This window comes from Acidovorax sp. GW821-FHT10A04, assembly GCF_059415825.1.
Genome location: NZ_JBWKNZ010000006.1, coordinates 239,214 through 264,910, shown reverse-complemented (window position 1 = coordinate 264,910; position 25,697 = coordinate 239,214). Strand labels below are relative to the sequence as shown.

Below are 25,697 nucleotides of genomic sequence, written 5' to 3'. Positions count from 1 at the left end.
GCTGTCCGTTGCCGACCGTTCCATTCCACACCGCCCCCGCCATGCACTGCGAATCGCCCACTTCCTCCCATGATCCTGCCGCCGACGCGGCGCTGGCCGCCCCGCTTTGGGCGGCCAGCGACCCATCGACCCGGGCCGCGCTCCTGCAGGCGCTGGCCCTGGTGCTCGAACAGCACCGCGAGCCCCTGGTGGCGCTGGCGCATGAGGAAACCCATCTGGGCGCCACACGGCTGAACGGGGAGCTGGACCGCACCTGCTTTCAGCTGCGCGCCTTTGCGGACCTGGTGCTCGCGGGTCGCCTGCACGCGGTGGAGCACGACGCTGCGCTGGACGGGGCGCCGCCGCGCGGCAGGCCGGACATGGTCCGCCTCCTCGTCCCCCTGGGGCCGGTGGCCATGTTCGCGGCCAGCAACTTTCCCTTCGCGTTCTCGGTGCTGGGGGGCGACACCGCGTCGGCGCTGGCCGCCGGCTGCCCGGTGGTGGTGCGTGCGCACCCAGCCCACCCGCGCCTGTCGCGCGCCGTGTTCCAGCGGGTGCAGCAAGTGCTGCAGGCGCAACGTCTGCCCAGCGGCCTGGTGGGGCTGGTGGACGGTGCTTCGGTGGAGCACGGCGCTGCGCTGGTTGGCCACCCTGCCATCCAGGCGGTGGCGTTCACGGGTTCCCAGCGCGGCGGACTGGCGCTGCAGACCCTGGCCTCGCAGCGGGCCGTGCCGATTCCCTTCTTTGGCGAGCTGGGGTCGGTCAATCCCCTGGCGGTGTTGCCCGCGGCCTTTGCCGCCCAGGCGCCCGAGGCGCTGGCGGCCCAGCTGGCTGCGTCGGTGGCGCTGGGCATGGGCCAGTTCTGCACACGCCCCGGTGTGGTGGTGCTGGTCGATGGCGAGGCGCCGCGCCGTTTCATCGGTGAACTCGCCCGGCAGCTGGCCGCGGCGCCCACGCACCCCATGCTCACCCCGGCCATCGCCCAGGCCTACCTGGCTGCAGCGCAGGCCCTGCGCCGCAACGCCGCCGTGCATCTGCTGGTGGAACCCGCGCCCGAGCACATGGGCCCGCTGCTCGCCACCGTGCAGGCCGACCATTTCATGCGTCAGGCGGACCAGGCAGCGCTGCGCCACGAAGTCTTCGGGCCTGCGGTGCTGGTCGTCGTCTGCGAGGACGAAAGCGCGCTGGCCGCCGTGTTCGCGTCCATGGAGGGCGCCTTGGTCGCCACCCTTTGGGGGGCCGAGGCAGATTCCGCGCTGGCCCGGCAGCTTGTTGCCGTGGCAACGGCCCGCGCCGGCCGGGTGCTGTTCGGCGGTGTGCCGACCGGCGTCGCGGTCACGCGCGCCCAGCAGCACGGCGGCCCCTGGCCTTCTTCCACGCAGCCAGCCTCCACCTCGGTGGGGCTGCACGCCTGCGAGCGTTTTCTGCGGCCCGTGGTCTACCAGAGCGCACCTGCGTGGGTTCTGTCCGGGCTTGCCATCGGAAAGGAGCTGACCCACCCCTGAGCACTTCGCGCAACCACCCCTGGCCTCGTACACCTGCGGGCCGCCCAACAACGACTACAGGAGACAACCATGACTTGGAATCTGAAAACCACTGCCCAGGCGCTCGCCCTCGCCGCCTGCGCCAGCACCGCCTTCGCCCAGCCGGGGCCCGGCTTCGGCCTCATCGGCGAGATCAAGCCGCGCAGCACGGCCGACATGGTGGCCGCCGGCATCACCAGCCCCTTCGGCATCGGCGGTGAGACCACCGACCGGGGGTTCAGCACCTTCGACAACTGGAAGGACTACCTGGGCCCGCTGGGCGCCTCCAAGGTGCGCATCCAGTCGGGCTGGCACTTCATCGAGCCGGTGATCACCAGCCCCGCGACCTACGACTTCGCCAAGCTCGACGCCATCGTCAACGGTGTGCGGGCGCAGGGCGTCAAGCCCTTCGTGTTCCTGGGCTATGGCAACGAGCAGGCGGGCTGCACCAACTGTGGCACCAAGGGCCTGGGCGGTGCGCTGCCCACGGGCACCGGGCGGCAGAAGTGGCTGGACTTCGTGCGCGCCACCGTCACGCGCTACAACCAGCCCACGGTCAAGGTCAGCGACTGGGAGATCTGGAACGAGCCCGATGGCCATGTGCCCGCGGCCGACTACGCCCAGCTGGCAGTGCAGACCGCGCAGCTGATCAAGAGCATCCAGCCGGGCGCCAAGATCACCATCGGCTCCTTCACCACTGGCGTGCTGGGTGGGGCCACGTCCGATGGCTACCTGTACGCCCAATCGGTGGTGAACTACTTTGCCGACAACAAGGGTGCGACCGTGCCCAATGCCGACGTGTCGGTGGGCTTTCACCCCTACTGGGGCCTGCCGGACTATGACTCCTACCCGTCCCAACTGACCAAGTTCGATGCGCTGCGCACGCTGGTCGAGGGCCGTGGCTTCAAGCTGCGCCAGGGCGAGAACGGTGCGCCATCGAGCGCCTGCCAGTACTTTGCGCTGTGCGAGGGCGCGGCCTTCGACGAGGCGAACCAGGCCAAGTACATGCTGCGGCGCATGCTCGGCGACTTCTCGCGCGGCATCGAGACCAACATCTTCACCATCGTCGACCTGCACTACGATTCGACCAAGAACACCAAGGGGCTGTTGCGCACGGGCACCTGGCAGTACAACCCGAATCCGGCCTCGGGCCCCAAGAACGGCGACCAGACCGTGCAGGGCCGCAAGATCGCCTATGGCTCCTACCAGAACGTGACGGCGATCTTCGACAACCGCCTGCAGCGCATCGCCAACCACGGCTGCACCGCGCCCTACGGCCACACGGTGCATGCGTACTCGCGCAACGATGCGGGCGTGGTGCGCAACATGCTGGTGGTGTGGAAGAAGACCACCGAGCTGCCGACCGCCACGGCGGGCACCGCGCCCATCACCATCAGCTGCACGGGCTTTCACTTCCCGCGCTATGCGCAAAGCAGTACGCTGCGCCCGCGCTTCGCGGACCTGCTCGATGGCAGTGTCTACCAGCTCACGGACACCAGCGTCGTTGTGAACAACAACGCGGGTGCCAACAGCGTGCAGGTGAAGAACCTGCCCGTGGGCGACTACCCGGTGGTGATTGCCGACCAGGGCCTGGTGATCTTCCAATAAGAGCGGCTGACAAAACTCTTCTGGCGTCGTTGCTGCGTCTTGCCGTACTACCCGTACTGCCTGCGACGCAGCGCCTGGCCAGAACCGCTTCGCTGAGTTTTGTGATCCGCTCTGAGGCGTCAGTCGGCAGGCAGCGACTCCTGCTGCGCCAGCGCTTCGAGCTGCGCCAGGTTGTGCACCACGATGTCGCGCTGGTGGATGCCGATGATGCCCTCGCGCTCCATCCACTTGAGCTCCATGTTGATGCGCTGGCGCGAGCCGCCCAAAAGCTGCGCCAGCTCGTCCTGCACCAGCGACAGGCCGATGGCGCCGCGCGTGCCGGGCACGGCGGCGCGCTCGCCGAAGCGGCGCAGCATGTGCAGGAGCTGCTTGGCCAGCCGTGCGCGCAGGGGCAGGGTGGCCATGTCCTCCATCATCCAGTACAGGTAGCGCATGCGCCGCGCCTGCAGGGTGAGCAGGGCTTCGCCGAACGAGGGGTGCTCGCGCAGCAGCTGGCGGAACACGGCCTCGGCCACGCTGAGCACCGTGGTCGGGCCGTGCGCGTGGGCATCGTAGGTGTTGGCACCCTGGTGCAGCACCTCGGCCTCGCCCACCCAGATGCCGGGCTCCACATAGGCCAGCGTGACCTGCTTGCCCGAGGGCGTGGTGCGCCGAAAGCGGATGGCGCCGCTGGCGCAGGTGAACCAGTCCGTCGCCAGCTTGCCCTGCTCGACGATCATCTTGCCGTGCGCGTAGCGCGTGACGCGGCCCAGGCGCAGGATGTCGTGCCGGAGCGAGGGGGTGAGCGCGGCGAACCAGCGGCCGCGGTTGATGGCGTCGCGCTCCTCCAGGCTCAGGAAGGGGCGCTGCTGCGCATTGCGGTCAACGCCGTGGCTCAGGGAATCCAGCATGGTGTGTGGCTGCTCTCGGGGCAAGTCGAAAGGGAGGACCGGCGTTTGCCGCGCTGCAGCAATTTTAGCGATGCTCCGGCGCCACGTGCTGGGCGCAGGGAACATTGGCGACAGGGCGCCTGGCGGCTTATCCCTTGCGGGGCGGCCTGTGCAGAAAGGCCAGCAGCCGCCGCTCCGCCGCGCTCAGGCCCCGGGGCGAGGCTGCGCCGCCGATGCGCGCCCACACCGACTGCATGCCCGGCCCGGCATCGGACGCCAGGCGCGAGCCCAGCTCCAGCACCGCCGGGTGCACGTACGACTTCCTGCACACGGCGGGGGTGTTGCCGAGCTGGCGCGCGACCTCGGCCAGGATGTCCTTGGCGCGGTAGGCCTGTGGTCCCGCCGGGCCCGCGCAGGCCAGGCGCGTGAGCTCCAGCGCCTGCACCGTGCCATGCCAGGTGCGGAAGTCCTTGGCGGTGAAGCGCAGGGCATCGCCGCCGGCCCGGTCGCCTCCCGTGATCTCGGCCAGGTAATCGTTCACATCGCCCGAGCCCACGGCATGGGGCTGGCCTTCTTCGTCTTCGTACTGGAACAGCTCCTGCCCCGGCAACTGCTGGCAGCGGCGCACCACGCGGGCCACGCGCGGGTCGTCCAGCTCAGCCTGCTGCGGCACGCCGCTCTTGCCCCGGAAGCTCAAGGTGAGCTTGCTGCCGTGCAGCCTGGCATGGCGTGTGCGCAGCGTCGTCAGGCCGAAGGAGTTGTTGCTGCTGGCGTATTCCTCGTTGCCCACGCGCACGAAGGTGGTGTCCAGCAGGCGCACCAGCGTGGCCAGCACCAGGGTGCGCGACAGGGCCTTGCCGCGCACGCCTTGCCTCAGGTCCCGTGCGACACGCGCACGGATGCGCGGCAGCGCGCGGCCAAAGGCCTGCATGCGGCCAAACTTGCTTTCGTCACGCTGCATGCGCCAATCGGGGTGGTAGCGGTACTGCAGCCGGCCGCGCGCATCCAGGCCCGTGGCCTGCAGGTGGCCATTGGGCAGCGGGCAGATCCACACGCTGGTGTAGGCCGGGGGGATCGCCAGTTTGTTGATGCGCGCCACCTCGTCGGGGTCCACCACCCACTGGCCGTCGGGGCTGCGGTAGCGAAAGGCCTTGCCGCGCTTCACGCGCGTGAGGCCGGGCATGGCAGTGCTCACATAGCGCAGGCCACCCGGCAGGCGGGGACGGGATGGAGTGGTCTTGCGGGGGGACGGAGCAGGCGACGGCATGCCCCGATCACACCGCGGCCCGCCGCTACCGGCCGTAGGAATCCGCTCGGCTCCGGCGTGGGACGGGGCCGCGCGGCCGGGTTACTTTGCCGCGCCCGCCACGGCGTGGCGGCAGCCGAAGGACAGGTTCTCGCGTGCGATGTCGTCGCTGCCGCACTGCCACTTGCCCAGGTCGCTCTGGCCCTTGCGCTTCTTCATCGTGGGCATGTAGACCAGGTGCTTGCCGTCCAGTGGCTCGCCCGCACCGTCCGCAATGGTCAGGCGCACCACGCCATTGGCGGGCTCGATGGCCAGTGCCTTGAAGCCTGCCGGCAATTGTCCGGCCTGGGTGATGCCGATGGCCGCGGCATTGGCAGGGAAGCCGCCGCTGCTGCGGTAGTGGTTCTCCACCAACTGCAGCACGGGGCGAGCGGCCTTGTCCAGCTGGCGCACCTGTTCGCGGTGCGGGTTGGCGGGCTCGTCGCCCTGGTTCCACAGCGCCACGGCCACCATGATCGCGAAACTGAAGGCCGACAAGGCGCCCAGCACCACCATCGTCTTGAGGAACCAGCCGGGGCCGCGTTCCAGTGCCACGGCCTTCTGGATGGCGGTGTCGCTGGCGCGGCTGGAGACCACGAAGGTGCCGGTCATCGAGCTGTGCAGGCCGCGCTCGCCGAACAGGGCCGTGAGCACGCGGTGCAGCAGGAAGGGGATGGCCAGCGTGAGACCCAGGGTCAGCGTGTACTTGAGGAAATGCCGCAACATGGAACGCATGACGCCGGGGCGCCCGCCCGTGGCCGTGGCGACGCGCATGCCCAGCAGGCGCTTGCCTGGGGAGCCCGCGCCCATGGCGTCCATCAGCGCGGGCGAGAACAGGCCCAGCACGGCCAGCGCCAGTGCGGCCGGATAGGCGGCGTTGGGCGCCGCGTCGAAGGCGGGGCGGGCGAACACCCAGGCCAGCACCATCGCAATCGGCAGCACCAGCATCAGCAGCCCGTCGATCAGCGTGGCGCCCAGGCGCGCCAGGGTGCCGGGAAACACCTCGACCAGCTCGGCCTGGTGCGCCTGCGCGGGCGCGGGCCGGGGGGCTGACGCGGGCGGCTTGGCCGTGGGGAAGGCGAACGGGGCTGGTGCCGGTGCTGCGCCTGCCTGCGTGCCAGCCACCGGCAGCGGGGCCTGGCAGCTGAAGCACTGGGTGTAGGAAGCGTGGTTCTGCCAGTTGCAGCGCGGGCATTGCATGGTGGGGCGGCAGGCCATCGGCATGGCCGGCAAGGGTGGGTCGAAGCGGCCGGATTATGCGGCGCGCGCCCTGCCGCCTGCGGCGTGCCGCGGCCACTTGTGGCCTGCACGACACACACTCACCCGAAAGAGTGAGACATTCCGCACGACTGGCCGATTTATCGGGATGCTGCCAGCGCCTGCGCGATCCAGCCATCGAAGGTGGCCTGGTGCGCGCGGATCCAGCCGTCCGCATGGCGTGCCAGGTCGGCCGGGCGGTTCTGCCCGTCGCGCATGGCCAGGTTCTGGGCATTGATGTCGCCCACGGGCAGCTGCATCACCTCGAACAGCCTTGCGGCCGCCGGGTTCTGGTCGGTGAACTGTTTGTTGGCCACGATGCGCTGCTGGTTGGGGATGAAGCCATAGTTGCGGCCGTTGGGCAGCTCCGTGTCCACCCCTGCCTGATCGCCCGGCAGCGCCGAGTGCGGTACCTCCAGCCACACGACCTCCTGGCCGGGGCGCAGCACGCCGCTGACCCAGTAGGGCGTCCAGGTGTAGTACAGGATGGGCTGGCCCTGGCGGAAGCGGGCGATGGTGTCGGCAATCAGCGCCGAGTAGCTGCCCTGCACATGGGTCACCGTGCCGCGCAGCCCGTAGGCGGTGAGCTGGTGCTCGATCACGCCTTCGCAGCCCCAGCCGGGCGTGCAGCCCGTGAGGTCGGCCTTGCCATCACCGTTGGTATCGAACAGTTGGGCGAGCTTGGGGTCCTTGAGCTGGTCGATGCGGGTGATGCCGTATTGGTCGGCCGTCTTCTTGTCGATCAGGTAGCCCTGCACGGCGTTCTGCGAGTAGCTACCGGTGCGCGAGAGCCTGGCGTCGCCCCCGGCGTTCTTGTAGAAGTCGGCGTGCAGCGGGTCCCAGTGGTTGGCCATGTAGGTGGCATCGCCCTGAGCGATGGCCACGTGCGCCGTGGGGTACTCGACCTCCTTGCTGGGCTGCACGGTGTAGCCCAGCTTTTCGAGCGCGCGGCCCACCAGCAGGGTCTGAAAGCTTTCTTCGGCAATGGAGCTTTGCAGCGGTTGCACGGTAACGCCCTTGCCGGGCAGGTCGCCTTGCGCGTGTGCCCCGCCGGCCAGGGCGAGGGCGGCGAGCACGGCAGCGATGCGGTGGTACTTGAATGCCATGGATGGATTCCTTGTCTGTCTGTGGGCGTTCAGTGCCCGGCACGTGCCAGGGCTGCCGGGGCGGGCAATGCATCGCCTTGCGACGGGGCGCCGGCGGGCCGCACCAGGCGTGCCACCAGGCGCAGCGCCAGTCCTACGGGGCCGGTGTGCCACCAGTGGCGTGCACCGCGGCGCGGCCGGCCCAGCGACTGGGTGATGCGGTCCAGCGTGATGGCCAGCAGCACGATGCCCAACCCGCCCACGGTGGCCAGGCCCATGTCGAGGCGGCCGATGCCGCGCAGCACCATCTGCCCCAGGCCTCCCACGGCGATCATCGAGGCGATGACCACCATGGACAGCGACAGCATCAGCGCCTGGTTGATGCCGGCCATGATGGAGGGCATGGCCAGCGGCAACTGCACCTTCACCAGCATCTGCAGCGGCGAGGCGCCGTAGGCGCGCGAGGCCTCGATCAGGTCGGGCCGCACCTGGCGCAGGCCCAGGTTGGTCAGGCGCACCAGCGGCGGCAGCGCGAAGACGATGGTGACCACCACGCCCGGCACGTTGCCGATGCCCAGCAGCATCACCACCGGCACCAGGTAGACGAAGGCCGGCGTGGTCTGCATGGCATCGAGCAGTGGGCGCAGGAGGCGCTGTGCGCGGTCACTGCTGGCCAGCACGATGCCCAGGGGCAGCCCGATCAGCACGCAGAAGGCCAGCGAGGTGAGCACCAGCGACAGCGTGACCATGGCCTCGGGCCAGATGCCGAGCAGCGCCACCAGTGCCAGCGACACCACCGTGCCCAGCGCCAGCGCACGGCCGGCGAACTGCCAGGCCAGCAGGCCGGCCAGCACGACCATGGCGGGTGCGGGCAGGCTGGTGAGCAGGCTCTCCACGCCGTTGAGCGTGCCGTCGATGGGCGCGCGCACGCTCTGGAAGAAGGGGCGCAAATGCGCCATTGCCCAGGTCAGTCCCTGGTTGATCCAGTCCTCCACGGGCAGGGAGCCGTCGAACAGCTGGTGCAGGGGCAGGCCGCCCGTGGCCGACGGATCCACGGCTGCCGCCATGTCGGCCGGTGGCGTGGGCGTGTTGATGAGCCAGTCGGTGGACGCCGCGCCGCCGTCGCCGGCCTGCATGGAGGCCTGCCAGGGATCGACGAAGGGCGCGGGCTGCGGCAGGGCGGTGGTGGCATCGCCGGCCCAGGGGCTGGCGTCGGTCTGCAGGGGCAGGGATGCTTCCCGCGCCATGGCGGGGAGCGTGGCGTTCAGGGTCGTCTCGGTCATGCGGGGCTCCCGGTGGTGGCGGTGGAGGGGGTGGTGGCGGGAAGGGGCGGCGTGTCCCGGTCCAGAAAGCGCAGCAGCGTGGTCTTGCTGATGGCGCCGCGAAAGCGCCCGTCCGTGTCCACCACGGGCAGCGCGCACGGGGCCTGAGCCACCTGGCCGAACAGGTCGGCCACAGGGGCCTGTGCGGCAATGGGCTCCACCACGCCGATGTAGGCATGCTGCAGCCCCAGCGGCCCGGTGTGGCCGCGCAGGGCCGTGCGCAGCGAATCGGCCGACACGGTGCCCAGGTACTGCCGGCTGGGGCTGAGCACGTAGGCGAAGTCGTCGTCATGCCCCTCGATGAGCTGCAGCGCCGCGCGGGCGCCCCGGTCGCTGTGCTCGTTGACCACCGTGAGGCGCTTGCGCGCGATGTCGCCGGCCTTGAACACGGCGGCCGCATCCACCCCGCGTACGAAGCTGCGCACGTAGGCGTTGGCCGGGTTGCGCAGGATCTCGTCGGGCGTGCCCACCTGCACCACCTCGCCATCCTTCATGATGGCGATGCGGTCGCCGATGCGCATGGCCTCGTCCAGGTCGTGCGAGATGAAGACGATGGTGCGCCGGCGCACCTGCTGCAGGCGCAGCAGCTCGCTCTGCATCTCGGTGCGGATGATCGGGTCCAGCGCCGAGAATGCCTCGTCCATGAGCAGGATGGAGGGGTCGCTGGCCAGCGCCCGCGCCAGGCCTACGCGCTGCTGCATGCCGCCGGAGAGTTCGTCGGGGTAGCTTGCGCCCCAGCCCGCCAGGCCCACCTGGTCCAATGCCAGGGCGGCCTGTCGCTCGCGCTCGGCCCTGCCCACGCCGGCCAGCGCGAGCCCGAAGGCGGCGTTGTCCAGCACCGTCAGGTGCGGCATGAGCGCGAAGGACTGGAAGACCATGCTGATGTCCTTGCGGCGCAGGGCGCGCAGCGCGCGGCCGCCCAGGGCGTTGATGTCCTCGCCGTCCACCAGGATGCGGCCGGCCGTGGGCTCGATCAGGCGGTTGAGCATGCGCACCAGGGTGGACTTGCCCGAGCCCGACAGGCCCATGACGACGAAGATCTCGCCGGTCGCGATGGTGAAACTGGCGTCGAAGACGCCGATGGACTGGCCGGTCTGCGCCAGGATGTCTTTCTTGTCCAGGCCCTGGCGGGCCAGGTCCAGCGCGGTCTGCGGCGCGTCGCCGAAAACCTTGAACACATGCTCGATGGTGATTTGCTTGGCCATGTGGTGGGTCCTTCCTCGGTGGGTGACGGGTGAAACAGCTCGCCCGGCCACCCGCAGGTGGCCCAGGCTCGGTCGACGGCCGGAAAAGCGAAGCCCTGATGCGGCAGCCGACCCGGCGCACAGGCGCAGGGCAAAAAGGCAGGGATGGGCACGGCAGGTACCCGGATCGGCCCGGATGGCACGCGAGGTGGTGCGCAAGGGCCTGGGTGTCGGCGCGGCACCGCAGGGGGGATGAGCGCCGAAAGATGCATCAGGGCCGGAGATCCGGCCATGGCGTCGGGGGCTGTCCGTCAACAGGTTTCAGCCGTCCCGACAGGGAGATTCACCCCGTGGAAGGGCGAATTACCTGCGTTGCAGGTTGTAAAACACCCATGAATTATAGGCATTCAGTGTCTTTATGTCGAAAGTGCGGGCTTTTCGGACGGTGGTATACGCGGGCGCAGTGCGTGCAGCGCGTACGGCGCCCACGAAAAAGCCCCGCAGGGCCTGCGCTGGCAGGCCCGTGCGGGGCTTTTTTTTGAGGGGGCGGTCAGTGCTTGGCGGGCGGTGCGCTGTGCGCCATCAGGCGGTCCGTCGCGGCGATGGCCAGTGCGCTCAGCAGGAACACCACGTGGATGATGGTCTGCCACATCAGCACCTTGATGTCATAGTTGGCGGCGTTGATGAAGGTCTTGAGCAGGTGGATGGAGCTGATGCCGATGATGGCGGTGGCCAGCTTGACCTTGAGCACCGAGGCGTTCACGTGGCTCAGCCACTCGGGCTGGTCGGGGTGGTCTTCGAGGTGCAGGCGCGAGACGAAGGTCTCGTAGCCGCCCACGATCACCATGATCAAGAGGTTGGAGATCATCACCACGTCGATCAGCGCCAGCACCACCAGCATGATGATGGTCTCGTTGAGCGCCGTGACCTCGAAATCGCTCTTGTAGCCGATGCTGGATACCAGCGATTTGAGCGCCGCCGTGTTGCCGAACGCCGCCTCGACCAGGTGCACCAGCTCCACCCAGAAGTGGAACACGTACACCGCCTGCGCCAGGATCAGGCCCAGGTACAGGGGCAACTGCAGCCAGCGGCTGGCAAAGATCAGCGAGGACAGGGGGCGCATGGGCGTGGGTGTCAGTGGGGGCTTGGGAGCGGACATAAAGTGGGCGGGGTAGGGGAGACGCGCGATTTTAGGGTGTCTCCCGCAATGGCCTGTGACAGGAGCTGTAAGCTTCGTGCCAGTCAGTGGCTTGTAAGTGCCGCGCAGGACAGTACCGGCCAAATCAATTCCATCAGACCCAGGAGACAACAAGATGAGTGCAGCATCCACCTCTACATCGGCAATCGAGTCCGTGCTGGTTGAAAACCGTGTGTTCCCCCCATCGGATGCCATCGCGCGCGCCGCCCGCGTGTCCGGCATGGCTGGGTACGACGCCCTGTGTGCCGAGGCCGACAAGGACTTCGAAGGCTTCTGGGCCCGCCTGGCGCGCGAGAACGTGCAGTGGACCCGGCCCTTCACGCGCACGCTCGACGAATCCAATGCCCCCTTCTTCAAGTGGTTCGACGATGGCGAGCTCAATGCCAGCGCCAACTGCCTGGACCGCCATATCGGCACGCCCACCGAGAACAAGGACGCGATCATCTTCGAGGCCGACGACGGCACGGTGACCCGCGTGACCTACAAGGAGCTCCTGACCCGTGTCAGCCAGTTCGCGAATGCGCTCAAGGCCCACGGCGTGCAAAAGGGCGACCGCGTGCTGATCTACATGCCCATGACGGTGGAGGGCGTGATCGCCATGCAGGCCTGCGCCCGCATCGGCGCCACGCACAGCGTGGTGTTCGGCGGCTTCAGCGCCAAGGCCGTGCAGGAGCGCATCATCGACGCTGGTGCCGTGGCCGTGATCACCGCCAACTACCAGATGCGCGGCGGCAAGGAGCTGCCGCTCAAGGCCATCATCGACGAGGCCCTGGCCGCCGGCGGCTGCGACACCATCCGCAACGTCTTCGTCTACCAGCGCACGCCCACGGCCTGCAACATGGTGGCCGGGCGCGACAAGACCTTCACCGAGGCCCTGGAAGGCCAGAGCACCGACTGCCCGCCCGTGGCCGTGGGGGCAGAGCACCCGCTGTTCATCCTGTACACCAGCGGCTCCACCGGCAAGCCCAAGGGCGTGCAACACAGCACCGGCGGCTACCTGCTGTGGGCCAAGCTCACCATGGACTGGACCTTCGACCTGCGCCCGGACGACATCTTCTGGTGCACGGCCGACATCGGCTGGATCACCGGCCACACCTACGTGGCCTACGGTCCGCTGGCAGCCGGCGCCACGCAGATCATCTTCGAGGGCATCCCGACCTTCCCGAACGCCGGGCGCTTCTGGCAGATGATCGAAAAGCACCGCTGCACGATCTTCTACACCGCCCCCACGGCCATCCGCTCGCTCATCAAGGCCGCCGAAGGCGACGCCGCCGTGCACCCCGCGCGCTCGGACCTGTCGAGCCTGCGCATCCTGGGCAGCGTGGGCGAGCCGATCAACCCCGAAGCCTGGATGTGGTACCACAAGAACGTGGGCGGCGAGCGCTGCCCCATCGTGGACACCTTCTGGCAGACCGAGACCGGCGGCCATGTCATCACCCCGCTGCCCGGCGCCACGCCGCTGGTGCCCGGCAGCTGCACGCTGCCACTGCCCGGCATCGCCGCCGCCATCGTCGATGAGGTGGGCAACGACATCGCCAACGGCACGGGCGGCATCCTGGTCATCAAGCGCCCCTGGCCGAGCATGATCCGCACCATCTGGAACGACCCCGAGCGCTTCAAGAAGGCCTACTTCCCCGAAGAGCTCAAGGGCTACTACCTGGCCGGCGACGGCGCCGTGCGCAGCGCCGACCGCGGCTACTTCCGCATCACCGGCCGCATCGACGACGTGCTCAACGTCTCGGGCCACCGCATGGGCACCATGGAGATCGAATCGGCCCTGGTCTCCAAGACCGACTTGGTGGCCGAAGCCGCCGTGGTGGGCCGTCCCGACGACGTGACCGGCGAGGCCATCTGCGCCTTCGTCGTGCTCAAGCGCTCGCGCCCCACCGGCGAAGAGGCCAAGCAGATCGCCAACGAGCTGCGCGCCTGGGTCGCCAAGGAAATCGGCCCCATCGCCAAGCCCAAGGACATCCGCTTCGGCGACAACCTGCCTAAGACCCGCAGCGGCAAGATCATGCGCCGGCTGCTGCGCAGCATCGCCAAGGGGGAGGCGATCACGCAGGACACGAGCACGTTGGAGAATCCGGCAATCCTGGATCAATTGGCCCAGACCAATTGATCCAGGAAGGCGCCGCGTAAGCGGCGCCTGCGCGCAGCGCTTGCCGGATTCGGGAACACTCATTTCGCCGAAGGCGATGTGATGTGGCCACAGAACCCCGTTGTTCATCCACCGCGCATGATCGAAGCACCCTTTTGACGTTGCGAAGCCTTTCGGGTCCCACGGGCCCGACTGCCCCTTCCGGAGCGCTTTTCCTCCCTCCCTCTCTTTTTCGTTTCGGGACGCTTCGCGACTTTTTTATCCCGGTCACCGGCCGCTGCGCAGCGGCCTGGCAGCCGCCCCTGTAGGACAGCTTCGGCAAACTGCTGCAAGGTCTGTGTTTGCAGCCCCGCATGGGTTACAACCCGTTCAACGCGCCGCCGGCCATGAGGGCCGGTGGGCGATGCGTGCAACGAACGAACGGAGCTTTACCATGCAATTGCGATCCATCGTGCTGCTGCTGACCATGCTGGCGATTGCCGTGCTGGCGGCGTTCAACTGGGCTGCACTGTCTGCCCCCGTGCTGGTGTCCCTGGGCCTGACCACGCTGGAGGCGCCCCTGGGCCTGCTCATGCTGGGGCTCACGGCCTTGCTGGCCGTCGTGGGTGTGGCCTACGTGCTGTCGCTGCAAGGCTCGGTGCTGCTGGAGACACGCCGCCACACCAAGGAGCTGCAGGCCCAGCGCGAACTCGCCGACAAGGCCGAGGCCTCGCGATTCACCGAGCTGCGCAGCTTTCTGGAAACCCAGCAGCAGCAAACGCATACCGCCCTGCTGGCCCGGCTGGACCATCTCGAAACCCGCCTGGCCGCCCGCGCCCAGGAATCCGACAACACCACCGCCGCCTACGTGGGGCAACTGGAGCAGCAACTGCGCGTGCGCGGTGCCGACATGAACCTCGTGTAACACGGCCCGTACCAAGGTGCCAGAAGCACAACAGCCGCCCCACTGGCACAGTGAGGCGGCTGTTGCGTAGGGGGCGCAGAGCGGTGGGCTTACTTGACCGTCAGCACCCAGGCCGCCAGTTTCTTCGCATCGGCCTCGTTCACCTGGGCATTGGCGGGCATGGGCACGGGTCCCCACACGCCGCCACCGCCTTTCATGATCTTGCCCGCGAGCTTGTCCACGGCGTCCTTCTGGCCCGCATACTTGGCGGCCACTTCCTTGTAAGAGGGGCCCACCACCTTCTTGTCCATGGCATGGCAGGCCATGCAGCTCTTGGCCGTGGCCAGCGCCAGGTCGGCCATGGCGGGGCCCGCCACCGACAGCGAAAGGGCCAATGTGATCAGAGTGCGCTTCATGGTGGGGATTTTCCTGTGGGTTGGGTTACAGTTCTTTTAACGGAATTGTAGTGACTTGGGTTGACCCCGGCCCCGCAGGCCGCCAAGTCCCTGCGCCCCCGTATTGTTTGGAGAATGCTATGTACATCCTTGCCATCGCCGTCATCCTGTCGGCACTCAAATACCTGGAAATCGGCCCCGTCGCAAACATGGATTGGTGGTGGATCCTGGGCTTCTACGGCGCTACCATCGTCTGGTGGGCCTGGGCCGACGGCACGGGCTATACCAAGCGCAAGGCCATGGAGCGCATGGAGGAAAAAAAGCAGGCACGCATCAACAAGCACAAGGAAGCGCTGGGCATGGCGCCGCGCAAGCCGCGCTGAGGCATCCTTTCCTCCCGGTGGGGCTGCCTTCGGGCCAGGCGCTGGTCGACTGACGGCTGGTGCCCCTCGCACCATGACAAAAGCCCGTGCCACTGGGGTACGGGCTTTTTCACGCCTGCCGCCTGGCAGGAATCAGCCCAGGGCTCGCCCCATCTCCTCCACCAGCGCACCGGCCGCCGCGCTCCAGGGCAGGTCCCGCGAGCGCAGCGCATAGGCCACCGTGCCCACTTCCGGTGCCAGGGGCCGCACCTGCAGGCCGGGGTGGCGCCGGGCGTACCAGGCCGACCAGTTGTCCACCAGCGCCCAGCCCAGGCCCTGGGCGGCCATTTCGATGGCGGCGTGGTAGCTCGCGGTGGTGATGCGCGCGGCAGGCGCCACGCCATGGGCGTCGTAGGCCATGTGCAGCTGGCGACCAATGGGGTCGGCCGGGTCCAGGTCGATCAGCGGGTGATCGGCCAGGGCCTGCAGGGGGACGGGGCCATCGCCGGGCGGCAGGTCCAGGCCCACGCAGGCCACGCGGCCGCGGCCGATCGGCAGGTCCACCGCGGCGGGGTGGTTGGAGGGCTCCAGGGCAAAGCCCAGGTCGGCCTCGCGGCGCACGATGGCGTCGGCGATCTGGCGCGAGTGCAGGGTGCGAAAGGTCAGGCGCACATCCGGGTAGGCGCGGTTCCAGCGGCCCAGGGCCTGGGGCAGCACCTCCATCGACAGCCCGGGCACGCACAGCAGGCGCAGCACCGTGTCGGAGCCGGCACCGAGGTTGGCCGCGCTGCGGCGCACGGCATCGAGCTGGCCGAAGAGCTGCTCCACCTCGGGGAACAGGCGCCGGGCTTCCACCGTGGGCGTGAGCCGGCCGCGCACGCGCTGGAACAGCGTGACACCGATGCTCTGCTCGGCCTGCTGCAGCAGCCGCGAGGCTGCAGGCTGGGTGATGTGCAAGGTGTCGGCCGCGCCCTTGACGGTGCCGGCGCGCATCACGGCATAGAAGATCTCGATGTGGCGGATGCGGAACATGGGCACAGAGCGTAACAGGCGCGCGGGGTGCCGGCGCCCCGGGGGAGGGGGCCGGCCGCCTCAGGCGCCGCCGTGTTGCGCTTGCCAGGCCTTCCAGACCAGGGCCGCGGCCGCCAGGTCGGTGAGGCCCACGCCCACCGACTTGAAGACCACGACCTCGCTGTCGGACTGCCGCCAAAGGGCGTCTGCCGCGCCCAGTTCCACCAGGTCGACGATGCGCTCGGGTGGCAGCACGCCATGGGCCTGGCCGGTCACCACCTCGCCGGCCTCGACCAGGCTCTGGGGCTTCCACTCCACGATGAGGCGGGCCGCGCGCGCCAGGGTGGCATCGTCGAGTTCGCTGCCCGTGGGCAGGCTGGTGCCCACGGCGATCACGGTAGCGCCGGGCTTCAGGCGGTTGCCGTCGAACACCGGGGTCTTGGATCGGGTGGCGGTGACGACGACGTCCGCCCCATCCACGGCAGCGTCGGCCGCCATGGCGCGCACCGGCCGCTGCCAGCGCTGCGCTGCCTGGGCGCAGAAATCCGTGGTGTCGCCCACGCCGACCACGCGCACCTCGTCAAAGGGCTGCTCGGCCATCAGGGCGTCCAGGTGGGCGCTGCCCTGCACACCGGTGCCGAACAGGGCCAGCACGCGGCGCCCGGTGGCCAGCCGCGACACGGCATGCACCGACAGCGCCGGCGTGCGAAAGCGCGTGATCTCGTTGCCCTGCACGGTGGCCAGGGGGCGGCCCGTTGCCGTGTCGAACAGGTTGCAGACGAAATCGAAGCGGCCCGCCACGGTGCCATAGGTCTTGACGGCGGCCAGGCCTTCGTCGAGCCAGACGGCCCCCATGGCACTGAGCCGGAAGGCGCCGCATTCGATGCGGGTGCGTGCCTGGATCTGCGCCGTGCCCGCTGCCAGGCTGGCGAAGGCGCGCGCGATGGACTCGCGCACCGTGGGTACGCTCAGGTGCTTGGCCACGAAGGCGTCGTCGATGAAAGTGAGGTACGTGTTGTCGTTGCTCATGCGTTGCCCGCTGCCAGTGCGGCTGAAGAAGAGAAATGGGAGGCCGGGGCCTTACCCTCGAAGTGCGCCGCCAGCCGCTCGGCAGAACCGAAGGCCAGCGTGAAGCCCAGGGCGCCCTGGCCGGAGTTGACGAACAGGTTGCGCAAGCCACCGGCGCGGCCAATGCACGGCAGCCCGGTGGGGGTGGCGGGGCGCAGGCCGGCCCAGGGGCGCACGTCGCCCGGCGTGCCGCGCAGGCCGAACAACTGGCGCACGCTGTCCACCAGCAAGGCGATGCGGCCGTGGTCGATGCGTGTGTCCTGGCCCACCAACTCGGCAAATCCGGCCACGCGCAGCCGGCGCGTTGGGCCCGTGCCCAGCGGTGCGAACACGGTCTTGGTGGCGGTGTCGGTGAGGCTGGTGGCGGGCATGCGCACGATGTGCCCGGCCGCCACGTCGATGCTGTAGCCCTTGAGCGGCTGGATGGACACGCTGCCGCCCACGCCCAGAGGGCGCAGCAGCCCGGGAGTCTGCGCCCCGGCCGCCACCACGCAGGCATCGAAGGCAATGCGCTGCTGCGTGCCGTCGTGCTCGGCAAGCAGGCCCCGGGGCTCGCTGCCCTGGCAGTCCCAGGCGAGAAAGCGATGGTTCCACAGCGCGGTGAAGCGCGGGCCGCTGGCCAGTTCGTCGGCCAGCGCGGTGCACACCCTGGCGCAGTCGGCCACTTCCTCGCTCGGGGTCCAGATGCCGCCCGCCAGCGTTGCGGCGGGGTCCAGCGCAGGCTCGCGCGCGCAGCATTCCGCGCCCGTCAGCACCTGCTGCAGGGGGCCGTGCATGGCCTGCTGCAGCTGCACCTGGCGGCTGGCAGACTCCAGGCCTGCGGCACTGCGGTACAGCACCAGCTTGCCCTGCGTGGCATGCTCGATGCGCGCCGCCGGGACGTTCGCGCGCCAATGCTGGAAGGCGCTGTGGCTGTCACCGGCCAGGTGCAGCAACTGGCGCGTGGTGGCATCGGCGCGGGCCTGTGTGCAGGCGGCCATGAACTGCAGGCACCAGCGCCATGCAGCCGGGTCCAGCCCCGGGCGCAGGCGCAGCGGCGATGACGGCGAGAGCAGCAGCGACGGCAGCTGCGCAAAGATGGACGGCGCCGCCAGCGGCGCCACATAGGCATAGCTCAGCTGCGCGCCGTTCTGCGCGCTGGCACCACCGGCCGGGCCGGGGCCCTGGTCCAGCAGCACCACCTCGTGGCCCCTGGCGACGAGGGCCCGCGCCGTCGTCAACCCGACGATGCCGCCACCGATCACTGCAATACGCAACAACGCCTGCTCCTTGGTACAAAAAGAGCCCGCATCATCGGCGTGGCCTGCGGCGGCGTCGATTGCCGGAATGCCGATGGCCCATGCCCTGGCGGCATACCTTTCCTGCGGCGGTGCGCCTGCACCAGGACGGTGCCTGCAGGCGTATGCCGCCAAGGCATACACCATGGCGAAATTGCTACTCGCGGCGCGGCGGCCGGGCCCGTACATTGCGAGTGTTCGCAGACCCCCTTACAACACTTCCGGAGAGCACCCATGAACCGCTGGACCCGCACCGCCCTTGGCGCCGCCCTGTCGCTGGCCGCCCTGTCTTCTTCCTTCGCCCAGCCGCAGCCCACGCTGGCCAAGATGGCGCAGACCGGCGTGATCCACCTGAGCTACCGCGATTCGTCGGTGCCGTTCAGTTACCTGAACGACGCCAAGCCCATCGGCTTCAGCATCGAGATCTGCGACCGCATCGTGGAGATGCTCAAGGCCAAGGTGAAGCGGCCCGACCTGAAGATCGAGCGCCAGCCCGTGACCTCGCAAAACCGCATCCCGCTGGTGATGAACGGCACGGTGGATTTGGAATGCGGCTCCACCACCAACAACGTGGCGCGGCGCGAGCAGGTGGAGTTTGCGGTGAACTACTTCTACACCGGCACCCGGATGATGGTGAAGAAGACCTCGGGCATCACGGCGCTGGCCGACCTCAAGGGCAAGAAGCTGGCCACCACCAGCGGCACCACCAACGTGCAGGTGCTGCGAAAGTACCTCAAGGACAACAACCAGGAGACCGAGATGCTGCTGGCCAAGGACCATGCCGATGGCGCGCTGCTGGCCGAAGGCGGCAGGGCCGATGCCTATGCCATGGACGACATCCTGCTGTACGGCCTGGTGGCCAATGCCAAGAACCCGGCGGAATGGACCATCGTGGGCGAGGCCCTGCAGGTCGAACCCTACGCCATCATGCTGCGCAAGAACGACCCCGAGTTCAAGAAGGAAGTCGATGCCGCGCTGGTCTCGCTCATGAAGAGCGGCGAGTTCGAGAAGCTCTACGACAAGTGGTTCCTGCAGCCCATCCCGCCACGCAATGTGCCGCTGAATGTGCCCATGAGCGCCGAGCTCAAGAAGAACCTCAAGGAGTTCAGCGACCGACCTGCGGCACCTGCCGCCCCCTGATCGGTCCACCGCCGGATATCCCGCGCAGCCAGTGGCTGTGCGGCGCCTCCCTTCCCGAAACCTCCTTGAACCTGCCTGATCCGATGAACTCTTCCAAGCCCATGACCTTTTCCAAGCACCCGCGCCGGCTGGCCGTGATGACGCTGTGCTCCGTTCTCGGCACGGGCGTGATCGGCGGTTGCAGCAGCGGCAGCGGGCCGACCGCCACGGCGCCCGTGGTCGACTACCTGATCCGCGGCGCAGCCGTGTACACCGGTGATGGCGTCGAAGCCGTCCTGGGCGATGTGGGCGTGGCGGGCGAGCGCATCGCCTTTGTCGGCAAGGCCCCAGCCGGCACGGTGGCGCGCCGGACCATCGAGGCGCAGGGCATGGTGGTCGCTCCGGGCTTCATCGACGCCCACACCCATGCCGATGAGGACCTGCTGTCCGACTCGGCCGACAAGCGGCTGAACCGGCCCTTCCTCACGCAGGGCGTGACCACCGCGGTGATCGGCAACGACGGCTTTGGCAGCTACGACATCGCCGGACAGGCCCAGCGCCTGCGCACCAACCCGCCGGGCACCAACGTCGCCATGTTCGTGGGCTTCGGCCCTGTGCGCCAGAGCCAGCTGGCCAATGCCAACGCGGCGCCCACGCCCGCGCAGCTGGCGACCATGAAGCAACTGGTGGAGGGTGCCATGTGCCAGGGGGCCATCGGCCTGTCCACCGGGCTGTACTACACGCCGCAGAACTTCTCGACCACCGAGGAAGTGATCGAGCTGGCCAAGGTGGCAGCCGCGCACGGCGGCCTGTACGACAGCCATATCCGCAACGAGCAGACCGGGGCCTGCTAGTGCTATTTTTGGGGATCGCGTTGCCCGGCCTGGGGGCTGGATGCAAGGCGCCCGTGCGCAGCAAGGTATGCACCTTGCAAGCGCGGGCAACGCCGCAGACGGCCCCCAGGCCGGGCAACCCGAAGGGAAGGCCCTTGCCGGCCTGCCACTCGTCGTTGCGCTCCTTGCGTGTGCAAGGGCACACGCGGCGTTGCGCGCCTAGATTGGCACGCCGGCAAGGGCCTTCGCGACCCCAAAAATAGCACTAGCAGGCCCCAGGGCCTGCCCGATGCCGTGGCCGAGGCCCTGCGCATCGGTCGCGAGGCGAAGATCGCCGTGCACATCGCCCACATCAAGGCCCTGGGCGTAGAAACGCAAGGCATGGCGGGTGCGCTGATCCGCATGGTCGAGGCAGCGCAGCAAAGCGGCCAGAAAGTCACGGCCGACCAGTACCCCTGGCTCGCGTCGAGCACCAATCTTTCGGCGGCGTTGATGCCGCCCTGGGCCAATGCGGGCGGGCGCGAGGCGCTGCTCAAGCGCTTTGACGATGCCGCGGTGCAGGAGCGCCTGCGCAAGGACATCACCGAGAACCTGCGCCTGCGCAACGGGCCCGAGGCGATCCTGATCTCCTCGGGCAACCCGAAGTACGTGGGCAAGACGCTGCAGCAGATCGCCAGTGCCACCGGCACCGATGCAGTGGCAGTCGTGGTGCAGGTGCTGCGCGAGAGCGAGGTCAAGATCGCCAACTTCAACCAGAGTGACGCCGACGTCCGCGCCTTCATGGCTCGCCCCTGGGTGGTGACCTCGTCGGACTCGTCAGCCGGGCACCCACGCGCTGTAGGCTCCTTCGCGCAGAAGTACGCTGAGTACGTGGTGCGGCAAAAGCACCTCTCCATCGGCCAGTTCGTGCGCAGCAGCACGGCGCTCACGGCCGATGCGCTGGGCATCGCCGAGCGCGGCCGCCTCAAGGCCGGGCACTTTGCGGACATCGTGGTGTTCGACCCCGCACGCTTCAAGGCCCGGTCCACCTACACCGCGCCGACTCTGCTGTCCGAAGGTGTTGTGCTGACCATGGTCAATGGCAAGCCGGTGGTGGAGCGTGACCAGCCCACGGGCGTAGCCGCCGGGCAGGTGCTGCTGCGCAAGGCGCGCGAAGGTCTTTGCAGCGCGCAGTCGATGAAGACGGCCAAGGTGGTGCCTCCGAGCGGCCTGGCTGCGACCCACGACCATGCCCACTGAGCCGGCAGTAGCAGCGCCAACAAAAAAGCCCGCGGCCTGAAGAGGCCACGGGCTTTTTGTTGGGAGGTCCTGCTGTTCAGCCTGGGGATCAGTACGCGTCCAGCACCGCGCCCTTGCTCGCGCTCGATGCATTGAAGGCGAACTTGGCCTGCACGCCACGCGTATAGCGGGGTGCGGGCGCCGTCCAGCCGGCACGGCGCTTGGCGATTTCTTCTTCGGGCACGTTCAGTTTCAGCAGCAGCTGGCGCGCGTCGATGGTGATGCTGTCGCCTTCGTTGACGAAGGCAATGGTGCCGCCGGCAGCGGCTTCTGGTGCCACGTGGCCGACCACCATGCCCCAGGTGCCGCCGGAGAAGCGGCCGTCGGTGATCAGGCCCACGCTCTCGCCCAGGCCGGCGCCGATGAGCGCGCCGGTGGGGGCCAGCATTTCGGGCATGCCGGGGCCGCCCTTGGGGCCCAGGTAGCGCAGCACCATCACGTCACCGGCCTTGATCTTGCCGGCCAGGATGGCTTCCAGGGCCGATTGCTCGTCGTCGAACACGCGGGCCGGGCCGGTGATCACGGGGTTCTTCAGGCCGGTGATCTTGGCGACGGCGCCTTCGGGGCTGAGGTTGCCCTTCAGGATGGCCAGGTGGCCCTGCGCGTACATGGGGTTGTCGATGTTGCGGATCACGTCCTGGTCGGCACGCGGCACATCGGGCACGTCCTTGAGCACTTCGGCAATGGTCTTGCCGCTGATGGTGATGCAGTCGCCGTGCAGCAGGCCGGCCTTGAGCAGCACCTTCATGACCTGCGGGATGCCGCCTGCGCGGTGCAGGTCCACGGCCAGGTACTTGCCGCTGGGCTTCAAGTCGCACAGCACGGGGGTCTGCTTGCGGATGCGTTCGAAGTCGTCGATGTCCCATTCCACGCCCGCGGTGTGGGCGATGGCCAGGAAGTGCAGCACGGCGTTGGTGGAGCCGCCCGTGGCCATGATCACGGCCACGGCGTTCTCGATGGCCTTCTTGGTCACGATGTCGCGGGGCTTCAAGTCCATCTTGATGGCCTCGATCAGCACTTTGGCCGATTCCTTGGCCGAGTTCATCTTCTCGTCGTGCGGGTTGGCCATGGTGGACGAGTAGGGCAGGCTGATGCCCAGGGCCTCGAAGGCGCTGGACATGGTGTTGGCGGTGTACATGCCGCCGCACGAGCCGGTGCCGGGGATGGCGCGCTTTTCGATCTCCTTGAGGTCGAAGTCGCTGAGCTTGCCAGCGGCGTTCTCGCCCACGGCCTCGAACACGCTCACGATGTTCAGGTCCTTGTCCTGGTAGCGGCCGGGCAGGATGGTGCCGCCGTACACGTAGATGGCGGGCACGTTGGCGCGCAGCATGCCCATCAGGCCGCCGGGCATGTTCTTGTCGCAGCCGCCGACCACCAGCACGCCGTCCATCCACTGGCCGCCGACGCAGGTCTCGATGCAGTCGCTGATGACCTCGCGGCTGACCAGGCTGTACTTCATGCCTTCGGTGCCCATGGCCATGCCGTCCGAGATGGTGGGCGTGCCGAACACCTGGGCGTTGCCGCCGGCTTCCTCGATGCCGGCGATGGCCGCGTCGGCCAGCTTCTGCAGGCCGCTGTTGCACGGGGTGATGGTGCTGTGCCCGTTGGCCACGCCGACCATGGGCTTGACGAAGTCGCCCTCTTCGTAGCCCATGGCGTAGTACATGGAGCGGTTGGGCGCACGCGACTTGCCCTGCGTGATGTTGGCGCTGCGGTGGTTGATGGGCTGGATCGGGATGGTCTTGCTGTCTGCCATGGCTGATTTCCTGGTGGGGGACTCGTTGTAATGGATGGGGCACTCCTGCGGCCAGGGTGTCCAACGCTCTCGGGGTGCAAGTATGCGGCGTTTGCCGCTGCGTTTCCAATCCCTTTCACCTGCTCGATTAATATGTAAAACGTATCACAGGCACATCACCGCCATGAAAGAAACCCTCATCGACGTCCGCGCCTGGCGCCAGTTCGTGGCCGTGGCCGAGGAACTGCACTTCGGCCGCGCCGCCATCCGCCTGCACATGACGCAGCCGCCGCTGACCCAGGCGATTGCGCAGATGGAGCGCTCGCTCGGCGTGGTGCTGTTCGACCGCACGCGCCGGCGCGTGGCGCTGACCCCGGCGGGCGAGGCCCTGCTGCCCGACGTGCGCGACTTTTTGGAGCGCGCGCAGGCGCTGCCCGTGCGGGCCCGCGCCGCGGCCGCGGGCGAGGTCGGGCGGGTGCGCCTCGCCTTTGTCTCCACTATCGGCTTCGAAAGGCTGCCCGAATGGGTGCGCGATTTTCGCGTGCTGTGCCCGCAGGTGGCGCTGGAGCTGGTGGAGGCCACGGGTGATGTGCAGCGCGCCCTGTTCGCGCGCGGCGAGCTCGATGCCGGGCTGGTGCTGCACTCCCCCGGCGCGGCCCCGCCCGAGCTGGCGCGCCTGCCCGTGGGCGAGGAGCCGCTGGTGCTGGCCCTGGCCGAGCGCCACCCGCTGGCCCAGGCGCCGCGGCTGGACCTGGCGCAGGTACTGGCCGAGCCGCTGGTGATCTTTCCGCGGCGCATCGTGCCTTCGCTGCACGATGCCATCTTTGCGCTGTACCACGCGGCCGGCCGGGTGCCCGTGGTGGCGCAGGAGGCCATCCAGATGCAGACCATCGTCAATCTGGTGTGGGGCGGCCTGGGCGTGGCCTGGGTGCCCGAGAGCGTGACCCAGTTCCGCCGCGAGGGGGTGGTGTACCGGGCGGGCGATGCATTCGGGTCGGCAGCGGCCAAGGTGAAGAACAAGGCCGCAAAACCCGCTGGCGCGCCGCTGCTGCCCGTGTGCGAGACCAGCCTGGTCTGGCCCGCCGGGCTGAACAACCCGGCGCTGGCGCGGTTTGTCGACTTCGTGCGCGAGCGCTCGAAGACCGCTTAACCTGCCGCGACCGGCGTCGTGCGCCCGCGCACGAAGAGCAGGCCCGCGGCAATGGCCAGCAGCGGCAGCGCCACGGCGTTGATGGCGGTCCAGCCCACCCCGGTGAGCAGGGCGCCTGACGCAAAGGACATCATTGCCGCCACGATGCCGTTGGCCAGCTGCATCAGCGCCTGGGCCTGGCCGCGCTCCTCGGGTGCATGCGATTCGGACAGCAGCGTGGTGCCTGAGATCACCATCAGGTTCCAGCCCGTGCCCAGCAGGAAGGAGCTGGCCAGGAACTCGGTGAACGACAGGCCCGACAGCGCCACCACCGCGCTGGCCGCCAGGCACGTGGCGCCCACCGTGGCCACGGGGCGGCTGCCGAAGCGGTCCACCAGCGCGCCCGAGAACAGCGCGGGTGCGAACATGCCGATCACATGCCACTGGATCACCTGCGCCGCCGAAGCGGCCGAGAAGCCGCAGACCTCCATGGCCAGTGGCGTGGCGTTCATCACCAGGATCATCAGGCCATGGCCGATGGCCGTCATCACCACCGCCGCGCGCAGGCCGGGGCGGGCCAGCAGGGCGCGCATGGCGGCCATGCCGCCCGCCGCTGGCTTGGGCGCCACGCCCTCGCGCAGCCGTGCCATCACCCCCCAGCCCAGTACGGCCAGCGCCGCGATGGCCACGTAGGCGCCCGCGAGCGGCGTGGCCAGCAGGTTGCGCGACCACAGCGCCAGCGGCGGCGCGAACACCGCTGCGCACAGGCCGCCGGCCACCACGCAGGCAGCGGCCCGGCCCTTTTGGGCGGGGTCCACGGCCTCCAGCGCGGCATAGGTGTAGTAGCCCGACGATGCCTGGTAGGCACCGATGGCCAGCGTGCCCGCGCAGAAGATGGCAAAACTGCCCCACTGCACGCCGGCCATGCTGACGAGGCCGCCCACCACGCCGCACAGCGCGCCGGCCTGCAACCCTGCGCGCCGGCCGCGGCGCTGCATGAACAGCGACAGCGGCTGTACCGACAGCAGATTGCCCAGCACCAGCAAAGCGAGTGGCAGCGTGGCCAGCACCGGCCAGGGCGCCAGCCGCGCGCCGACGATGGAGGTCAGCGTGATGCCGATGATGGAGCAGCCCCAGTACAGGGCCTGGCCGGCAAACAGCAGGCGAACGGACGCATTGCGCAGGAGCAGCATGGGCAG

22 protein-coding genes are annotated in these 25,697 nt (G+C 68.8%); 9 read left to right on the top strand and 13 right to left on the bottom strand.

Annotated features, from left to right (window positions below):
- Nucleotides 1-41 precede the first annotated feature (41 nt).
- Nucleotides 42-1,484 carry an aldehyde dehydrogenase family protein gene (locus tag AC07PF_RS15320; RefSeq protein ID WP_494612454.1) on the top strand — a complete coding sequence of 481 codons (1,443 nt, stop codon included), beginning with the start codon at nt 42-44 and terminating at the stop codon, nt 1,482-1,484.
- Between the two features lie 69 nt (nt 1,485-1,553).
- On the top strand, nt 1,554-3,110 hold the full coding sequence (locus AC07PF_RS15315; protein WP_494612453.1) for a hypothetical protein: 1,557 nt from the start codon (nt 1,554-1,556) through the stop codon (nt 3,108-3,110).
- Between the two features lie 119 nt (nt 3,111-3,229).
- Here the strand turns inward: AC07PF_RS15315 and AC07PF_RS15310 are convergent, their stop codons facing one another.
- The 7 genes from AC07PF_RS15310 to AC07PF_RS15280 all read right to left on the bottom strand — a co-directional run bounded on the left by AC07PF_RS15310 (nt 3,230) and on the right by AC07PF_RS15280 (nt 11,235).
- The gene (locus AC07PF_RS15310; RefSeq protein WP_494612452.1) at nt 3,230-4,000 is read right to left on the bottom strand and encodes a Crp/Fnr family transcriptional regulator; all 771 of its coding nucleotides are present in this window, start codon (nt 3,998-4,000) and stop codon (nt 3,230-3,232) included.
- Nucleotides 4,001-4,127: 127 nt separating this feature from the next.
- Nucleotides 4,128-5,246, bottom strand: a complete 1,119-nt coding sequence (locus AC07PF_RS15305) for a DNA topoisomerase IB (protein ID WP_494612451.1) — start codon at nt 5,244-5,246, stop codon at nt 4,128-4,130.
- An 81-nt stretch (nt 5,247-5,327) separates the two neighbouring features.
- Complete coding sequence (locus AC07PF_RS15300; protein ID WP_494612450.1) at nt 5,328-6,488, bottom strand: RDD family protein; 1,161 nt, start codon at nt 6,486-6,488, stop codon at nt 5,328-5,330.
- A gap of 134 nt (nt 6,489-6,622) precedes the next feature.
- On the bottom strand, nt 6,623-7,627 hold the full coding sequence (gene proX, locus AC07PF_RS15295) for a glycine betaine/L-proline ABC transporter substrate-binding protein ProX (protein ID WP_494612449.1): 1,005 nt from the start codon (nt 7,625-7,627) through the stop codon (nt 6,623-6,625).
- Nucleotides 7,628-7,656: 29 nt separating this feature from the next.
- On the bottom strand, nt 7,657-8,889 hold the full coding sequence (proW, locus tag AC07PF_RS15290; protein WP_494612448.1) for a glycine betaine/L-proline ABC transporter permease ProW: 1,233 nt from the start codon (nt 8,887-8,889) through the stop codon (nt 7,657-7,659).
- Nucleotides 8,886-10,133, bottom strand: a complete 1,248-nt coding sequence (gene proV, locus AC07PF_RS15285) for a glycine betaine/L-proline ABC transporter ATP-binding protein ProV (RefSeq protein ID WP_494612447.1) — start codon at nt 10,131-10,133, stop codon at nt 8,886-8,888. The genes proW and proV overlap by 4 nt, the downstream gene beginning before the upstream one ends.
- Before the next feature lie 529 nt (nt 10,134-10,662).
- Nucleotides 10,663-11,235: a TIGR00645 family protein gene (locus tag AC07PF_RS15280; RefSeq protein ID WP_007855275.1), complete on the bottom strand. Its 573-nt coding sequence runs from the start codon at nt 11,233-11,235 to the stop codon at nt 10,663-10,665.
- A 190-nt stretch (nt 11,236-11,425) separates the two neighbouring features.
- Here AC07PF_RS15280 and acs point away from each other — a divergent pair, with 190 nt between their 5' ends.
- Nucleotides 11,426-13,429, top strand: coding sequence for an acetate--CoA ligase (acs, locus tag AC07PF_RS15275; RefSeq protein ID WP_494612446.1), 2,004 nt, complete (start codon nt 11,426-11,428; stop codon nt 13,427-13,429).
- 412 nt (nt 13,430-13,841) lie between these two features.
- A complete protein-coding gene (locus AC07PF_RS15270; protein ID WP_007855277.1) occupies nt 13,842-14,312 on the top strand; it encodes a hypothetical protein in 471 nt (156 codons plus the stop codon).
- Nucleotides 14,313-14,401: 89 nt separating this feature from the next.
- On the opposite strand, the gene AC07PF_RS15265 is transcribed toward AC07PF_RS15270, so the two are convergent.
- A complete protein-coding gene (locus tag AC07PF_RS15265) occupies nt 14,402-14,707 on the bottom strand; it encodes a c-type cytochrome (protein WP_007855278.1) in 306 nt (101 codons plus the stop codon).
- Between the two features lie 119 nt (nt 14,708-14,826).
- Between AC07PF_RS15265 and AC07PF_RS15260 the strand changes: the two genes are divergently transcribed.
- Nucleotides 14,827-15,069: a TIGR04438 family Trp-rich protein gene (locus AC07PF_RS15260; RefSeq protein WP_494612445.1), complete on the top strand. Its 243-nt coding sequence runs from the start codon at nt 14,827-14,829 to the stop codon at nt 15,067-15,069.
- Nucleotides 15,070-15,201: 132 nt separating this feature from the next.
- On the opposite strand, the gene AC07PF_RS15255 is transcribed toward AC07PF_RS15260, so the two are convergent.
- From AC07PF_RS15255 to AC07PF_RS15245, 3 genes are read right to left on the bottom strand one after another with little or no spacing between them, the layout of a single operon-like run.
- The gene (locus AC07PF_RS15255; protein ID WP_007855281.1) at nt 15,202-16,080 is read right to left on the bottom strand and encodes a LysR family transcriptional regulator; all 879 of its coding nucleotides are present in this window, start codon (nt 16,078-16,080) and stop codon (nt 15,202-15,204) included.
- 60 nt (nt 16,081-16,140) lie between these two features.
- Nucleotides 16,141-17,088: an ornithine cyclodeaminase family protein gene (locus tag AC07PF_RS15250; protein WP_494612444.1), complete on the bottom strand. Its 948-nt coding sequence runs from the start codon at nt 17,086-17,088 to the stop codon at nt 16,141-16,143.
- Complete coding sequence (locus AC07PF_RS15245; RefSeq protein ID WP_007855283.1) at nt 17,085-18,386, bottom strand: FAD-dependent oxidoreductase; 1,302 nt, start codon at nt 18,384-18,386, stop codon at nt 17,085-17,087. The genes AC07PF_RS15250 and AC07PF_RS15245 overlap by 4 nt, the downstream gene beginning before the upstream one ends.
- A 252-nt stretch (nt 18,387-18,638) precedes the next feature.
- Between AC07PF_RS15245 and AC07PF_RS15240 the strand changes: the two genes are divergently transcribed.
- The 3 genes from AC07PF_RS15240 (at nt 18,639) to AC07PF_RS15230 (ending at nt 21,595) form a co-directional block, all read left to right on the top strand.
- Nucleotides 18,639-19,544: an amino acid ABC transporter substrate-binding protein gene (locus AC07PF_RS15240; RefSeq protein ID WP_145696143.1), complete on the top strand. Its 906-nt coding sequence runs from the start codon at nt 18,639-18,641 to the stop codon at nt 19,542-19,544.
- A gap of 83 nt (nt 19,545-19,627) precedes the next feature.
- Nucleotides 19,628-20,377, top strand: coding sequence for an amidohydrolase family protein (locus AC07PF_RS15235; RefSeq protein ID WP_494612443.1), 750 nt, complete (start codon nt 19,628-19,630; stop codon nt 20,375-20,377).
- A gap of 273 nt (nt 20,378-20,650) precedes the next feature.
- Entirely contained in the window at nt 20,651-21,595 is a 945-nt protein-coding gene (locus tag AC07PF_RS15230; RefSeq protein WP_494612442.1) for an amidohydrolase family protein, read from the top strand.
- 88 nt (nt 21,596-21,683) lie between these two features.
- Here AC07PF_RS15230 and ilvD read toward each other — a convergent pair whose 3' ends face one another.
- Nucleotides 21,684-23,390, bottom strand: a complete 1,707-nt coding sequence (gene ilvD / locus AC07PF_RS15225) for a dihydroxy-acid dehydratase (protein WP_494612441.1) — start codon at nt 23,388-23,390, stop codon at nt 21,684-21,686.
- Between the two features lie 163 nt (nt 23,391-23,553).
- Between ilvD and AC07PF_RS15220 the strand changes: the two genes are divergently transcribed.
- Nucleotides 23,554-24,519 (top strand): LysR family transcriptional regulator, encoded by a 966-nt coding sequence (locus AC07PF_RS15220; protein WP_494609054.1) that lies wholly within the window; start codon nt 23,554-23,556, stop codon nt 24,517-24,519.
- Here AC07PF_RS15220 and AC07PF_RS15215 read toward each other — a convergent pair.
- On the bottom strand, nt 24,516-25,691 hold the full coding sequence (locus AC07PF_RS15215) for an MFS transporter (RefSeq protein ID WP_494612440.1): 1,176 nt from the start codon (nt 25,689-25,691) through the stop codon (nt 24,516-24,518). The genes AC07PF_RS15220 and AC07PF_RS15215 overlap by 4 nt on opposite strands.
- Between the last annotated feature and the right edge of the window lie 6 nt (nt 25,692-25,697).